The organism is Ensifer sp. EB106-05-01-XG146 (assembly GCF_058791875.1).
Map to the genome: position 1 here is coordinate 1,681,787 of NZ_JBYTDX010000001.1, position 14,429 is coordinate 1,696,215.

Consider the following 14,429-nt stretch of genomic DNA (forward strand, 5'->3'; position numbering starts at 1 on the left):
CCTTCGCCAAAGGAATGCGTGAAGCATCACGAACTTGCTGCATGTCGGCCAAATTCCTCGCCCAAGGTCAACGGTGTCGGGACGCACGGTGGTAAACGAAAAAGGCCCCGGACGAACCGGGGCCTTTTTCGTTGGGTCTTGGTCGTACCGGCCTGAGCCGGAGCCGATCAATGTTCCTTGTTGGCGTAGACCGACTTCTTGGTGAGGTACACCAGGCCGGTGAAGATCAGCAGGAACACCATGACCATGAAGCCGGTGCGCTTGCGCTCTTCGAGGTGCGGCTCGGCGGCCCACATCAGGAACGCCGAAACGTCCTTTGCGTACTGGTCGACCGTCTGCGGCGTGCCATCGTCATAGGTGACCTGGTCGGCGGAGATCGGCTGAGCCATCGCCAGCGCGGCAGCGTTGGCGAAGTACGGGTTGTAGTGCGTGCCTTCAGCCACTTCGACGCCCTGCGGCGGATCCTGGTAGCCGGTCAGCAGCGCGTGGATGTAGTCCGGGCCGCCTTCCTGGTAGGGCCAGAACATGTCGAAGATGAACTGCGGGAAGCCGCGCTCGATGCCGCGAGCCTTGGCGATCAGCGAGAAGTCCGGCGGAGCTGCACCGTTGTTCGATGCGGCAGCCGCTTCCTTGTTCGCGTAAGGCGACGGGAAGTGGTCGGAGGCGACAGCCTTGCGGGTGAACATCTCGCCGTCGGCGTTCGGGCCGTCCTGAACTTCGTAGTTCGCCGCAAAGGCCTTTACCTGGCCTTCCGAATAGCCCAGGCCTTCCAGCGTGCGGAAGGACACCAGGTTCATCGAGTGGCAGGCAGAACAGACTTCGGCGTAGACCTTCAGGCCGCGCTGAAGCTGACCCTTGTCGTAGTGACCGAAGGGACCGGCAAAGCTCCAGTCCTGCTGTTCCGGCTTGTGGATCGGATAGTGGGGCGTACCGCCGCCATGCTCCTCGCCGCCCTTCGCCTCTTCGGCAACAGCCGCACCGAGACCGAGACCAGCGACGACAGCGAGTGACAGAATGCCTGTAACAAGCTTTTTCATTGTTGTGGGTTCCTTATCAATCGCTGTTCTGATCAGGCGCGCGCGGCAGCCGGCTGCGCCTTGGCATTCTGCTTTTCCAGCACCGCTTCGGTGATGGAGTTCGGAATGCGCTTCGGCGTCTCGATCAGACCGAGGACCGGCAAGATGACGAGGAAGAAGCCGAAGTAGTACAGCGTGCCGATCTGCGACATCACGACGTACAGGCCTTCCGCCGGACGCGAGCCGAGCCAGCCGAGCAGGATGGCGTTGGCCACGAAGACCCAGAAGAACAGCTTGTACCACGGACGGTAGACGGCCGAGCGGACCTTGGACGTGTCGAGCCAGGGCAGGAAGAACAGGATGATGATCGAGCCGAACATCACCAGAACGCCACCGAGCTTGGAGTCGATCGGGCCGACATTGAAGGTGATCGCGCGCAGCATCGCGTAGAACGGCAGGTAGTACCATTCCGGAACGATGTGAGCGGGCGTCTTCAGCGCGTCAGCCGGAATGTAGTTGTCCGGGTGGCCGAGGAAGTTCGGCTGGTAGAAGACGAACCAGGCATAGATGATCAGGAAGACGGAAACGCCGAGTGCATCCTTCAGCGTCGCATAGGGCGTGAAGGGCACGGTGTCGGTCTTGGACTTGACTTCAACGCCGGTCGGGTTGGTCTGACCCGTTACGTGCAGGGCCCAGATGTGCAGGACGACGACGCCGGCGATCATGAAGGGCAGCAGGTAGTGCAGCGAGAAGAAGCGGTTCAGCGTCGGCTGATCAACGGCGAAGCCGCCGAGCAGGAACTGCTGGATCCACTCACCCACCAGCGGGAAGGCGGTGAAGAAGCCGGTGATAACGGTCGCGCCCCAGAAGGACATCTGACCCCAGGGCAGAACGTAGCCCATGAAGCCGGTCGCCATCATCAGCAGGTAGATGACCACGCCGAGGATCCAGAGGATTTCGCGCGGAGCCTTGTACGAGCCGTAGTAGAGACCACGGGCGATGTGCAGGTAGACGGCGATGAAGAAGAAGGATGCGCCGTTGGCGTGCATGTAGCGCAGCAGCCAGCCGTGATTGACGTCGCGCATGATCTTCTCGACCGAGTTGAAGGCGACGGTCGTTTCAGCGGCGTAGTGCATGGCCAGCACGATACCGGTCAGGATCTGGACGATCAGCATGACCGAGAGCATGGCACCGAAGGTGTAGGCGTAGTTCAGGTTCCGGGGAACCGGGTAGCTGATGAAGCTATCGTGAACGAGACGCGGCAACGGCAGACGGGAATCAACCCATTTCTCAATGCCAGTCGTCGGCGTGTAGGTTGAATGTTCAGCACTCATTATCAGTAGTCCCCTCAACCGATCTTGATAACTGTGTCGGATACGAACGAGAAGGTCGGCACGTGAAGGTTCTCCGGCGCCGGACCCTTACGGATGCGGCCGGCCGTATCGTAGTGCGAACCGTGGCAGGGACAGAACCAGCCACCGAAATCACCGGCCTGGCCAAGCGGCACGCAACCGAGATGGGTGCAGGAACCGATCATGACGATCCAGTTTTCCTTGCCTTCGCCGGCGGAACGATCGAGGTCGCTCGCGGAAGCGTCGGCCGGAAGGTTGGCGTTGCGCGCAACCTGGTCCTTAAGCTCGTCCAGCTTGACGGCCTTTGCCTCCTCGACTTCCTTCTCCGTACGGTTGCGGATGAAGATCGGCTTGCCGCGCCATTTCGCCGTCAGCGACATACCGGGCTGAAGGCTCGATACGTCGACCTCGATCGAGGCGAGCGCGAGCGTCGATGCGTCCGGACGCATCTGGTCGATGAACGGCCAGGCGACGGCACCAGCGCCGACGACGCCTGCCATACCGGTAGCCAGATAAAGGAAGTCGCGGCGAGTGGGCTCGCCCAAGGCCTCGCTTGAAGTGTCGTGTTCGCTCACGGCTAAACCATCCTCTCACGCAATATTGCGGAAACCGCATCCGCCCCCGGCGAAATTCCTGCCCCTTGCGGTTTGATCCAGGTCAAGGAACCACGCCCTATTCATAGTGCTGTCGCCCCATCGCCTTGCGGTTGCAAATGCGACATCGGCACAGAATCCGAAAAGAATCGGCGCGCGCACAGCACGCAGAATCCCCGTCAATCCGGCGCGTTCTATGCTTGATCGCAAATTATGTCCAGCCTTGACAAGGGCATGTGGGCAGATTGTCGCGGGGAAAAGCGCGGCCAATTGGCACAAGGACTTGACGGCCATCAGTTGGGCGGAATTTGCGCCCGCCGGATGTGCTTGAAGGCGTCCGTAAAGCGCCCTACTCCGCCGCCTCTTCCCGGGCGAGAAATCCGCCGGACTGTCGTGACCAGAGCCCGGCGTACAGTCCGCCGCGGGCAACAAGTTCGGCGTGCGTTCCCTGTTCGACGATCCGCCCCTTGTCCATCACCACCAGCCGGTCGAGCGCGGCGATCGTCGACAGCCGGTGCGCGATCGCGAGCACCGTCTTGCCCTGCATCAGGCGGTCGAGATTGGACTGGATCGCCGCTTCGACTTCGGAATCGAGCGCCGAGGTCGCCTCGTCGAGCACGAGGATCGGCGCATCCTTCAGCATCACCCGGGCGATCGCGATGCGCTGCCGCTGTCCGCCCGAAAGCTTGACGCCGCGCTCGCCCACATGGGCGTCGAGCCCCTTGTGGCCGCGCTGGTCCTGAAGGTCGGCGATGAAGTCGTAGGCTTCGGCTTTCCGAGCCGCAGCGATCAGTTGCTCCTCGTTCGCGTCGGGACGGCCGAAGAGGATGTTGTCGCGGATCGAGCGATGCAGAAGCGAAGTATCCTGGCTGACCATGCCGACCTGGGCGCGCAGCGACTCTTGCCTGACGGACGCGATATCCTGGCCGTCGATCAGGATGCGCCCGCTCTCAAGATCGTAGAAGCGCAACAGGAGATTGACGAGCGTCGACTTGCCGGCGCCCGAGCGACCGACGATGCCCACCTTCTCGCCCGGGCGCACCACGAGCGAGAAATCGTCGATGACGCGGTCGCCCTTGCCGTAGTGGAAGCGGACGTGCTCGAAGCGGATTTCCGGCTTGCTCACGGCCAGTTCCGTCGCGTCGGGCCGATCGACGAGACCGATCGGCAGAGAGACCAGTTCGGCCGAGTTCTGGATCGTGCCGATGTTGCGCATGATCGAGTTGAACTGCGTCATCATGCGGCCAAGCAGCATGTTTAGCCGGAGCACCAGTGCCAGCGTGAAGGCGACCGCGCCGGAACTGATCGAGCCTGCGAGCCAGAGATGGATGGCGTAGACCGCGATCGCCGTGATCATTAAGCCGGAAAGCAGTGCCAGTGAGGCGCGCACGGCCGTCAAGAGCCGCGTGAACGGGATGACCGCGCGCTGGAACCGGTCGAAGCCGCCGCGGATATAGCGGTCGTTCTCCTCGTCGCGCCCGAAGAGCTTCAATGTCTGGATGTTGGAATAGGCATCGACCATGCGACCGTTCAGCATCGACGCCATTTCGGCGGTATCGCGGGCGTGCTTGCGGATGCGTGGAACGAAAAAGCGCGCCAGCACCAGGAAGACGACGATCCAGAAGCCGACCATCGCGGCCAGACGCCAGTCGAGCTGCGCCACCAGCGCCATGGTGGACGCCGTGTAGATGACGATGAACCAGACGACCTGCAGCAGCGAGACGAGCAGGTCGCTCGTTGCCTGCGCGCCGGCCCAGACCTTGGTGACGATGCGGCCGGAAAAGTCATTCTGAAAGAAGGTCAGCGACTGCCTGGCGACGTGCACGTAGGATTGCCAACGCACCAGGTTCAAAAAGCCTGTCGTGATCGCCTGTTCTTCGACGAGCGCCGCCAACGACACCGCGATGAAACGGAAGACCATGACCGTCAGGAGCATGAACAGAAGCTCCGGGCCATTGGCGGCGATCAACCCGCTCCAGCCAGCTTCCGGCTTCACGGTGTCGAGCAGATCGACGAGCCGCCCGACGAAGTAGAAAAGACCCGCCTCCAGCATGGCGACGAGGCCACCCAAGACGGCCATAGCGATGAACGGTCCCTTGGCCTGTCTGGCGTAGAACCAGGCAAACCCCCAGAGCGATTTCGGCGGCTGCAGGCGCTCGCGCGGTGCGAAGGGCTTGATCCAGTTCTCGAAGAGGCTGACGATGGCGCTGAGCATGGTTCCGATATAGGCGGTTCGGCAGGAACAGCAATCGGTTTCGACACAATTGCAGATTACAAATGCGTAACGTCTAACAAAGAGGCCCGCCGCTCTTTCGAACGGCGGGCCTCAGGTTGCTTACTCTGCGGCCTCTTCCTTCTCGACGTCGTCGGCGATGAAGCCACCCGATTGGCGAGACCAGAGGTCGGCGTAGAGACCGCCATGGGCAACGAGCTCGGCATGCGAGCCGGTCTCGACGATGCGGCCGGCCTCGAGGATCACCAGCCGGTCCATCTCCGTCAGCGTCGACAGGCGGTGGGCGATCGCGATCACCGTCTTGCCGGCCATCAGCGCGAACAGGTTCTCCTGGATCGCCTGTTCGACTTCGGAATCGAGCGCCGAGGTCGCCTCGTCGAGGATCAGGATCGGCGCGTCCTTCAAGAACACGCGCGCGATCGCGATACGCTGGCGCTGGCCGCCGGAGAGCTTGACGCCGCGTTCGCCGACCTGGGCGTCCAGGCCCTTGCGGCCCTGGTTGTCCTCGAGCCCCTGGACGAAGTCCCAGGCGTTCGCCTTCTTGGCCGCCGCAATGATCGCCTCGTCGTCCGCTTCCGGATGGCCATAGGCGATGTTGTCGCGAATGGAGCGGTGCAAGAGCGAGGTGTCTTGCGTCACGACGCCGATCTGCGAGCGCAGGCTGTCCTGTGTGACGGTGGAAATATCCTTGCCGTCGATCCGGATCGCACCGTCCTCCAGGTCGTAGAAGCGCAACAGCAGGTTCATCAGCGTCGTCTTGCCCGCACCCGAGCGACCGACGAGGCCGATCTTCTCACCCGGCTTGATGTCGAGCGACAGGTGATCGATGACGCCCTTGGCCTTGCCGTAGTGGAAGCGGATGTTGTCGAAGGCAATCGCCCCCTTGTCCGCTGTCAGCGCCTTGGCGTCCGGCTCGTCGACGATGTCGTGCGCCTTGGTCATCATGCCGATGCCGTCATAGACCGTGCCGATATTCTCGAACAGCGCCGAGACTTCCCACATGATCCACTGCGACATGCCGTTGATGCGCATCGCAAGGCCGACGGCGATCGCGATCGCGCCGACGGAGATCGCACTCGTCAGCCACAGATGGATGCCAAGCGCTGCGATCGCAAAGAGCGCGATACTGTTGTTGGCATAGACCAGCACGTGGAACAGCGTCACCTTGCGCATCTGGCGATGCACGGTGTCGAGGAAGCCGTCCATGCCGTCGCGCGCATAGCCTTCCTCGCGGCCGGCATGCGAGAACAGCTTGACCGTACCGATATTGGTGTAGCTGTCGACGATCCGGCCGGTCATCATCGAGCGCGCGTCCGCCTGCTCCTTGGAGATCTTCTGCAGCCGCGGCACAAAATAGCTGACGATGCAGATGTAGATCGCCAGCCAGATGCCGAGCGGGATCACCAGCCGCCAGTCGGCGGTGGCGACGACGGCGAGCATCGTGACGAAGTAGCTGACGACATAGACGAAGACGTCGAGGATCTTCATCACGGTTTCGCGCACGGCTAGCGACGTCTGCATGACTTTCGTTGCCACGCGTCCGGCGAACTCGTTGGCAAAGAAGGTCATGCTCTGGCGCAGCAGGTAGCGGTGCATCTGCCAGCGGGCGATCATCGGATAGTTGCCGAGCAGCACCTGATGCATGATCAGCGAATCGATCGCCACGAGGCCCGGCAGGCCGATGAGGACGAGCGCACCCATCCAGAACAGCCGTCCGCCTTCGGCGGCGAGGAAGCTCTCGCGGTCGGCGCTCGACAGCCAGTCCACCATGTTGCCGAGGAACTGGAACAGCGCCACTTCGCCAATGGCGATCAGCGCCGTACAGACGGACATGATGATGAGCCACGGCGCAGCCGGCTTGGAGTAGTGCCAGCAGAAGCCGAACAGAGTCTTCGGCGGAACCGTCGGCTCCTCCGGCGGATAGGGATTGAGGCGGGATTCAAACCAGCCAAACATAACATTGCTCCTTCAGAGTATTTTGAAGGAAAGCGGGATTTCGCCCCGCATTCTTATGATGAAAAAGTCAGTCCGGAAATGCAGCCCGCAAAGGGCTTCGTCTTCCGGAGTCCCGGAAGCGCGTCGATCTCGGTTAAAAGATAGGTCGCGGAACCGGTCAGGCCAAACGGTGGCCCACTACTCCAGGAAGGCGTGTCAACATCAATACATTCATGTTTGCCTCCGTCGGTTCGCGTTGAAGAGGTCCGATCTCTACCCTTATTCGCGCTCGCATGCCAGATTGTCGCAGGCACTTTCTTGCCCAATTTTTCATCGCTCCGACCGCTGTTGCCGTTTCGGCACAGATTAGCGCAGGCAATATGAGCGACCTCAAAAGCAAGCAGCGCCGGACGTTTCGCGGCGGAGAACAAGGATGATCGCTTCATCGGACACGCCTCCTGACCTTCAAAGTGTCGGCTTTCTCCTGCGGCGCCCCCGCGAGGGTGACGCAGACGCGCGCCCGAGGCTCGGCCGCCATCCGGATATCTACCGGATGTTCGGTGCGGGCAGGTCGTTTCCCGGCCTCTTCGGCCACGGTGAAGCGGCCGCCTGGGTAACGCGCATCGCCGAACATCCGGCCGCCTGGATCATCGATCAGGACGGCCTCGTCGGCGAAGTGCGGCTCGACAACATCAACCGCGCCGATCGCCGCGCGAACTTCGCCATCGGCATTTTCGATCCGTGTCGCCTTGGCAAGGGTCTTGGCACGGCGGTCATCAAGCGGGTATTGGCCTATGCCTTCGACGAACTTGCCCTTCATCGGGTCTCGCTGAGGGTCCTCGCCTTCAACGAGCGGGCGATTACGGCCTATCTCAAGTCCGGTTTCTCGATCGAGGGCCGCGAACGCGAATCGGCGTTGATCGACGGTGAGTGGCACGACGACATCATGATGGGCATCCTGGCTGCGGATTTCGATACGCGGCGCAACGCCCCCGGAAACGAGTAACCTGACGTGAGCAATCTGCGCATCGCCCTCTACCAGCCCGATATTCCCGGCAATACCGGCACGATCCTGCGCATGGCCGCCTGTCTCGGGCTTTCGGTCGATGTGATCGAGCCGGCCGGCTTCGACCTCTCCGACCGAAACCTGAAGCGCGCCGGCATGGACTACATCGCGTCGGTGGCGCTCACTCGTCACGTCAACTGGGAGCGCTTCGAAGAGTGGCGCTCGGCGAGCGGACGTCGGCTGGTGCTCGCCTCCACCAAGGCTGCCCTGCCCTATACGCGCTATGATTTCCGCCCAGACGACATCCTGCTTTTCGGGCGGGAAAGCGCCGGCGTGCCCGATCACGTGCACGAGCGCGCCAATGGCCGCATCCTCATTCCGATGGCCGACGGCCAGCGCTCGCTGAACATCGCGATCTCCGCCGCGATGATTGCGGGCGAAGCGATCCGGCAGGTTTCGCCGATTTGATACCGTCTCCATAGCCGTCTCCTTGGCGGCAGGCCGAGCCTTTGAGGGCCCGGCCGAGAGCCCTCGTCTCCAACGTTACGCCGCGACTTCGTTGTAAGGTTTGCTCTTGCGCGCCTGCTTCAGCACCCGCGCCCACCAGGTCAGGCGATCCATCATCAAAAACAGCGGCGCGCGGAGCTCCTCCGGTTTATAGAGGTTGCCGGCAGCATCGAACTTCGACCACGCCTTCGGGAAGGCCACGCCGTCGCGCAGTGTCACCGTGTGCAACTCTCCAAACACCTGGCGCAATTGCTCGACCGCGCGAATGCCGCCCGAGGCGCCGCCGTAAGAGACGAAGGCGACCGGCTTTGCGTGCCAGGGCTCGTAGACAGAGTCGATCAGTTCCTTCAGCGCCGCCGGGTAGCCGTGGTTGTATTCGGGCGTAACGACGATGAAGGCATCCGCCTCGGCGATCTTGCGCTCCAGCCATTCGCCGGGATTGACCGCCGCGCCAAGGCCGCGCGACGTTCTGAGCCGCGCCGGGTCGATGATCGTCAGCGAGAAGGTGTCGGAAGCCGATAGTTCCCGGATCAGCCAATTGGCGACCGTGTCGCAGAAGCGACCCTGCCGCGCGCTGCCATAGATCACGGCGAGGGTCATTTTCTCAGTCATGGGGATCAAGCTCCTGTTGTCTCAGTCATGGAGCCAATGCTATAAAACCTCAAGATTAGTTGAGGTCAATAGCCGTTATGACGATTGTGAAACAAAGCGAATTGCGCCGCGAACTGACCGTGGGCGAAGTGGCGGAGCGCAGCGGCGTCGCCGTCTCCACCCTGCATTTCTACGAGGCCAAGGGCCTGATCCGCAGCAATCGCACCCGCGGCAACCAGCGCCGCTATCCGCGCGGCGTGCTCAGGCGCGTCGCCGTCATCAAGGTGGCGCAGCGCACCGGCATTCCATTGTCGGAGATCCAGGACGCTTTGTCGGTTTTGCCGGACGATCGTCCGCTGACGGTCGAGGATTGGGGCAGATTGTCCGAAAACTGGCGCGAACAGCTGAACGAACGCATCGCCAGCCTGATGGCGTTGCGCGACCATCTGACGAGCTGCATCGGCTGCGGCTGCCTGTCGCTGCGCGAATGTCCTCTGCGCAATCCGCACGACGTGCTGTCGATGGAAGGCGCCGGCCCAAGGCTCATGGATGAAGACAGCCACCCTTGAGCGGCCGCCACGACCAAAGGTGCCTACACATGGTCATTGTGCGGAAAAGAAGATGAAGTCAGAACTAAGAGGTCGAGTTGCGATAGTCCTTCCTCTTCTCGCTCTCATCCTGTTCTCATGGTTCTATTATCTTGACGATCGCGCATGCGCCGCAGGGGATCAGCAATGCGTCGTCAATACATTCCTGGCGCTTGCCCTGGGGACCGTGATACTCGGGCTTGTAGCCATCATTAATCTATTGATTCTTCTCGGAAAAACTCTGATTTATATTCAGGATCGAAATCGAGGTTGAGCGCTGTGCTACCTTGGCTCGCAGGGAATCTGGCGCGTTTGTTGACGTGACCGGTGATCTCTGAAAAAGCGGCAGGGGCGATGGATCAATCCGCGGTCGGCAGGCGGCGCATCGTAAACTCGATCTCGTCGCCCTCGAGCTGGCGCCAGCTTTCCACCTCGGTCCAGTAGGCGGCCTTCGGCCAGGTGTCGAACCATTCCCGCGCTTTTGCACGGGCAGCACTGCGATTGAGCCGAAAGGTTTCCCGCACGAAAAGGCCGTCGCCTCGTGTCGGATTTTCCCGGCGATGCCGGGCGATCTGCCGCCGCAATCCATCGAGCGGCGGGCCTGCAGGTATTCTTGCCATGGGCTATACCTCTGGATTGTAAGATAGTGAGGCAAGCCTGCCTTTGCCAGAGCTTTGTGTAGGCGGGTTTCGCCGGGGCCAAGGACACGCCGCGACCGAGTGGCCGAAGCGCTGGACCGCCGTTGCCATCAGCGCCAAAGTGTGAACTGTGGCGACTTCAATCGAATCGGCGGCATCTCATCGGGAAATCCCGCCAACAGGACGTAATTTCATGGAACGACCGCAGCTACCCCAGGGGCTCCCCGCAGACATCGAAGATAAGAAGGCGGAGGCGCGTGCATGGTTCGAAGGGCTGCGCGACACCATCTGCGCCGCCTTCGAGGCGGTGGAGGATGAGCTGACCGGGCCGCTATCTGACCGCGCCCCCGGCCGCTTCGTTGCCAAGGACTGGAGCCGTGAGGATGGCAAGGGCGGCGGTGGCCGCATGTCGATGATGGAAGGCCGCGTCTTCGAAAAGGTCGGCGTGCACACCTCGACCGTCTACGGCGAGTTCTCGCCCGAATTCCGCAGCCAGATCCCGGGTGCAGCCGAAGATCCCCGTTTCTGGGCTTCGGGCATTTCGCTGATCGCCCATCCGGTCAATCCCAACGTGCCGGCCGTTCACATGAACACCCGCATGGTGGTGACGACCAGCAACTGGTTCGGCGGCGGCGCCGACCTCACTCCGGTGCTCGATCGCCGTCGCGTCATGACGGATCCCGACACGCAGCTCTTCCACCGCGCGATGGAGATCACTTGCGGGCGCCATGCGGTCGCCGACCATGCCAAGTTCAAGAAGTGGTGTGACGACTACTTCTTCCTGCCCCATCGCAATGAGGCGCGCGGAACCGGTGGCATCTTCTACGACTGGCTGCATTCCTCGGAAGAGCAAGGCGGCTGGGACGCCGATTTCGCCTTCACCCGTGATGTCGGCAAGGCGTTCGCCATCGTCTATCCGAAGATCGTGCGCACCAATTTCAATGCGCCCTGGACCGAAAACGACCGCGACGAACAGCTGGTGCGCCGCGGCCGCTATGTCGAGTTCAACCTGCTCTACGATCGCGGCACCATCTTCGGCCTGAAGACCGGCGGCAATGTCGAGTCGATCCTGTCGTCCCTGCCCCCGGTGGTCCGCTGGCCGTAATCTCGCCGGCAGTCCACAAAATGAGAGAAGCGCTCCACCGCGCAGACGCGCTTCTCTCCGGACCATTCACAGCGTGTCCGAACCTATGAGTGGCTCACTGACCACGGTCGTTCCGAACGAAGATCTTTGGACCTTCCCTGACGTCACTTGCAGATCCGCACCTTCTTCCAGAAGACCTTACCGTCGGCGCCATAAGCCCGTTCGGTTTTGACGACGCAGCTCGGTTTGCAGCCGTAGCTATAGTTCGCGGCCTTCGCCGGCATGGCCAAGGCAAGTGCCATCGTCGTCGCCAGAGCCATGGCGAAGCAAGAACTGCGCATTTTGTATATCCCCGTGTAATCCGACCGCGACGGAGCCGCCCGTCGCCTGAAACGAGCCATCGCACGGATCAGTCCCACCCCGCTGTTTCGAATGAAACAGGCGAACAAAGCCCGCTATCAGGCGTTTCACCTTCGTCGAGCGAGGTGAAAACAATGATCTTCAAGAAACGGACATTTTACGGAGATGAACCGGAGCGGCAGGTGGCCGATCACCCGGCCGAACTGGAGCGCCGCGTCGCCCATCTCCTGGCGGTCACGCCCGGCCTCGATGCAGCCGATGTCACTGTTACCGCCAAAGGCAACACCATTGTGCTTGCCGGTTTCGTGGCGACCGAAGGCGAAGTTTTCCGCGCCGAAGAGGCGGCAAAACAGGTGCAAGGCGTCGCGGAAGTGATCAACCGGATCGAGACGGTCACCGCAAGATAGAAGCGTCCTCGGCTCCTCAGATGGAGCCGAGCGTCCAGCTGACGATTTCTGCCGAAACATTGGCGAAGGCCTGATCCATGGCCTTGATGAAGGCCGTGTTGCCCGTGCCCCTGACCGCGGCCGTGGCGCGAAACGCCTTTTGCGCCAGCACCGTGCCGTTGCGATCGTTGAGGATCTTGGCGAAGATTTCGACATTGGCCGTGTCGGCGCCCTCGGTCGAAATCTCGAAGGCGCGGATTTCGGTGATGACCTGGTAGTCGATCGCCAGGCCCTGGCCGGGTTTGCCGACGCCGCCGATCTTGCCCGTGTCCTCGAAGGCCTGCACGAGCTTCGCCTGTACCAGCTTCGGCAGGCGGTCGCTCCACTGAGCCTTGGCGAGATATTGCAGTTCCGCGCCGGAGAGGCGGATGACGACCTGATCGCTGTCGAGTGCCTTCAGAGCCGTCGGCTCCGGCACGAGGATCTGCTTGCCGGTCGATGCGCGACCTTCGACGGCCGGCCTTGCCGAAAGACTGTAGGTGTCGTTGACCGCTTTGGTACCGCAGCCAGCAAGTCCTGCTGCCAGCATGATCATCAGGGCGGAGCGCCACGCTCCCGCTACTCGCACGCCCACCAGCCCTGGAAAACTCATACTGCCGTTACCTTTGTCCCACACAACTTCGGTGCATTCCCGATCGAAACACACCACCCGGCCCCACGCCGGCTGTGCCCACCGACTCAGCGTCGGGTGCGGCCATCATATTGCTTTACCGTCTCGCCGCCAAAGAGAAGGCGTTGCGGATCCTTGTCGAACGTCGAGATCGTGTTCTCGAGGCTCTGCACCGTGCGGCGCGTATCTGTGACGAGCGCCTCGACGTCGCGCAGCCCCGAATTCGAGAAGCGCTTGAGGTTCTCCGCAATCGGGCCGATCTGGGCGTTCAGATTGTCCGCCATCTTGCGGAACGAGGCGAGCGTCGCGCGGGCGTCAGCCGAAAGCGACGGCGCGTCCGCATCGCCGAGGAAACCGTCGACCTTCACGAGAATGCTGTCGACCCGGTTGGCCGAAGCGTTCAACTTGCTTGCCAGCTGCGTGACGTCGGTGATCGTGCGGTCGATGTCCTGCTGGCGCGCCGTGATCTTGTCGGCGAACTGCGAGATGTTGGCCACCGTCTTGCGGGCGTCCGCCGTCGCCGCTGTGATGTCGTTGACGACGAGCTCCACCTTCTGCTTGTCGACCGAGGCGACCAGCGTATCGACCCGCTCCAGCGTCTTCTGGGCGTTCTTGCCGAATTGCTCGTAGGTTTCGACCGTGCGCCGGAAGGCAGCGATGGTTTCGGAAACGCCGCCCGAGGCAGCCTTCAGGTCGGTGCTGATCTGCTCGACGTTCGAGACGATCTGATCGATCTTCTTCGGATCCACCGATTTCACCAGAGTTTCGGCAGATTCCAGAGTCGAATCGAGCTTCTTGGACGCAGCACTCACCGAACCGGAGAGTTCCGTCACGCTCTTCAGGAAGTCATCGATCGCGCCGGAATTGTTCGCGAGCGCATTCGAAAACGTCTCGGCATTGCCGATCGTCTTGGTCAGCGGACCGCGCACGTCAGTGACGAAGCCCTGGATGTCGGTGATGGCGCTGTTGGCGCGGTCCATAATCTGGTCGGCCGTCGCGAGCAGGCTGGTGACGCTCGACTGGTCCGCAAGGATACGCGCCTGCGTACCCTTCTCGATCGCAGTCTTCAGGATGTTTTCGTCGCCCTTGTGGCCACCGCTGAGTTCGATATAGGCCGCACCGGTCAGGCCTTGCACTTCCAGCGTCGCCTTGGTCGACTTGAGCACCGGCGCGTCGACCGAAACCTCGGTCAGCGCGATCGAATAACGCGGATCGTTGGCATCGATCGCGAGGTTGCGAACCGTGCCGACGGGAATGCCGTTGAAGCGCACCGGAGAGCCGACCGAAAGGCCGTTGGCCGACCCCGGAATGTTGACCACCAGCTCGATCATCTCGCCGCTACGGCCATACTGCGACATCCAGTAGACGAAGCCGAATGCGGCTGCGACCACGAACACCGTGAAGAAACCGACAATGGCGTAGTTCGCTTTCGTTTCCATTCGTACCGACTACCTTCGTGGCCGCTTCACCG

Annotated in this window: 16 protein-coding genes; 6 read left to right on the forward strand and 10 right to left on the reverse strand. The window is 61.9% G+C overall.

Annotated elements, in window-relative coordinates; all coding sequences use genetic code 11:
* Positions 1-167: 167 nt before the first annotated feature.
* The 5 genes from AC3WVQ_RS08270 to AC3WVQ_RS08290 form a co-directional block, all read right to left on the reverse strand.
* Positions 168-1,037, reverse strand: a complete 870-nt coding sequence (locus AC3WVQ_RS08270; RefSeq protein WP_090293885.1) for a cytochrome c1 — start codon at positions 1,035-1,037, stop codon at positions 168-170.
* Positions 1,038-1,069: 32 nt separating this feature from the next.
* Positions 1,070-2,350 (reverse strand): cytochrome b, encoded by a 1,281-nt coding sequence (locus AC3WVQ_RS08275; protein ID WP_034794990.1) that lies wholly within the window; start codon positions 2,348-2,350, stop codon positions 1,070-1,072.
* 14 nt (positions 2,351-2,364) lie between these two features.
* On the reverse strand, positions 2,365-2,943 hold the full coding sequence (gene petA / locus AC3WVQ_RS08280; protein ID WP_034794992.1) for a ubiquinol-cytochrome c reductase iron-sulfur subunit: 579 nt from the start codon (positions 2,941-2,943) through the stop codon (positions 2,365-2,367).
* A gap of 367 nt (positions 2,944-3,310) precedes the next feature.
* Entirely contained in the window at positions 3,311-5,176 is a 1,866-nt protein-coding gene (locus AC3WVQ_RS08285; protein WP_090293887.1) for an ABC transporter ATP-binding protein, read from the reverse strand.
* A gap of 120 nt (positions 5,177-5,296) precedes the next feature.
* Positions 5,297-7,150 (reverse strand): ABC transporter ATP-binding protein, encoded by a 1,854-nt coding sequence (locus AC3WVQ_RS08290; protein WP_089044122.1) that lies wholly within the window; start codon positions 7,148-7,150, stop codon positions 5,297-5,299.
* A 412-nt stretch (positions 7,151-7,562) separates the two neighbouring features.
* Between AC3WVQ_RS08290 and AC3WVQ_RS08295 the strand changes: the two genes are divergently transcribed.
* Both AC3WVQ_RS08295 and AC3WVQ_RS08300 read left to right on the forward strand, forming a co-directional pair.
* Positions 7,563-8,135 carry a GNAT family N-acetyltransferase gene (locus tag AC3WVQ_RS08295; protein WP_090293889.1) on the forward strand — a complete coding sequence of 191 codons (573 nt, stop codon included), beginning with the start codon at positions 7,563-7,565 and terminating at the stop codon, positions 8,133-8,135.
* Between the two features lie 6 nt (positions 8,136-8,141).
* Positions 8,142-8,603, forward strand: a complete 462-nt coding sequence (locus tag AC3WVQ_RS08300) for a tRNA (cytidine(34)-2'-O)-methyltransferase (protein WP_060600804.1) — start codon at positions 8,142-8,144, stop codon at positions 8,601-8,603.
* A 75-nt stretch (positions 8,604-8,678) separates the two neighbouring features.
* Here the strand turns inward: AC3WVQ_RS08300 and AC3WVQ_RS08305 are convergent, their stop codons facing one another.
* Positions 8,679-9,254 carry an NADPH-dependent FMN reductase gene (locus AC3WVQ_RS08305; protein WP_034795007.1) on the reverse strand — a complete coding sequence of 192 codons (576 nt, stop codon included), beginning with the start codon at positions 9,252-9,254 and terminating at the stop codon, positions 8,679-8,681.
* Between the two features lie 77 nt (positions 9,255-9,331).
* On the opposite strand from AC3WVQ_RS08305, the gene soxR reads away from it, so the two are divergent.
* Together soxR and AC3WVQ_RS08315 are read left to right on the forward strand one after the other, a co-directional pair.
* Positions 9,332-9,802 (forward strand): redox-sensitive transcriptional activator SoxR, encoded by a 471-nt coding sequence (soxR, locus tag AC3WVQ_RS08310; protein WP_034795010.1) that lies wholly within the window; start codon positions 9,332-9,334, stop codon positions 9,800-9,802.
* Positions 9,803-9,854: 52 nt separating this feature from the next.
* Positions 9,855-10,094 (forward strand): hypothetical protein, encoded by a 240-nt coding sequence (locus AC3WVQ_RS08315; protein ID WP_089044124.1) that lies wholly within the window; start codon positions 9,855-9,857, stop codon positions 10,092-10,094.
* An 85-nt stretch (positions 10,095-10,179) separates the two neighbouring features.
* Here AC3WVQ_RS08315 and AC3WVQ_RS08320 read toward each other — a convergent pair whose 3' ends face one another.
* Complete coding sequence (locus AC3WVQ_RS08320) at positions 10,180-10,440, reverse strand: hypothetical protein (protein ID WP_089044125.1); 261 nt, start codon at positions 10,438-10,440, stop codon at positions 10,180-10,182.
* A 211-nt stretch (positions 10,441-10,651) separates the two neighbouring features.
* Here AC3WVQ_RS08320 and hemF point away from each other — a divergent pair, with 211 nt between their 5' ends.
* Entirely contained in the window at positions 10,652-11,563 is a 912-nt protein-coding gene (hemF, locus tag AC3WVQ_RS08325; protein WP_060585032.1) for an oxygen-dependent coproporphyrinogen oxidase, read from the forward strand.
* Between the two features lie 143 nt (positions 11,564-11,706).
* On the opposite strand, the gene AC3WVQ_RS08330 is transcribed toward hemF, so the two are convergent.
* Positions 11,707-11,883, reverse strand: a complete 177-nt coding sequence (locus AC3WVQ_RS08330) for a hypothetical protein (RefSeq protein WP_156400740.1) — start codon at positions 11,881-11,883, stop codon at positions 11,707-11,709.
* A gap of 153 nt (positions 11,884-12,036) precedes the next feature.
* Here AC3WVQ_RS08330 and AC3WVQ_RS08335 point away from each other — a divergent pair, with 153 nt between their 5' ends.
* The gene (locus AC3WVQ_RS08335; protein ID WP_060585030.1) at positions 12,037-12,309 is read left to right on the forward strand and encodes a BON domain-containing protein; all 273 of its coding nucleotides are present in this window, start codon (positions 12,037-12,039) and stop codon (positions 12,307-12,309) included.
* A 16-nt stretch (positions 12,310-12,325) separates the two neighbouring features.
* Here the strand turns inward: AC3WVQ_RS08335 and AC3WVQ_RS08340 are convergent, their stop codons facing one another.
* Together AC3WVQ_RS08340 and AC3WVQ_RS08345 are read right to left on the reverse strand one after the other, a co-directional pair.
* Entirely contained in the window at positions 12,326-12,940 is a 615-nt protein-coding gene (locus tag AC3WVQ_RS08340) for an ABC-type transport auxiliary lipoprotein family protein (RefSeq protein ID WP_034795038.1), read from the reverse strand.
* Positions 12,941-13,026: 86 nt separating this feature from the next.
* Complete coding sequence (locus AC3WVQ_RS08345; protein WP_034795040.1) at positions 13,027-14,397, reverse strand: MlaD family protein; 1,371 nt, start codon at positions 14,395-14,397, stop codon at positions 13,027-13,029.
* Positions 14,398-14,429 lie beyond the last annotated feature (32 nt).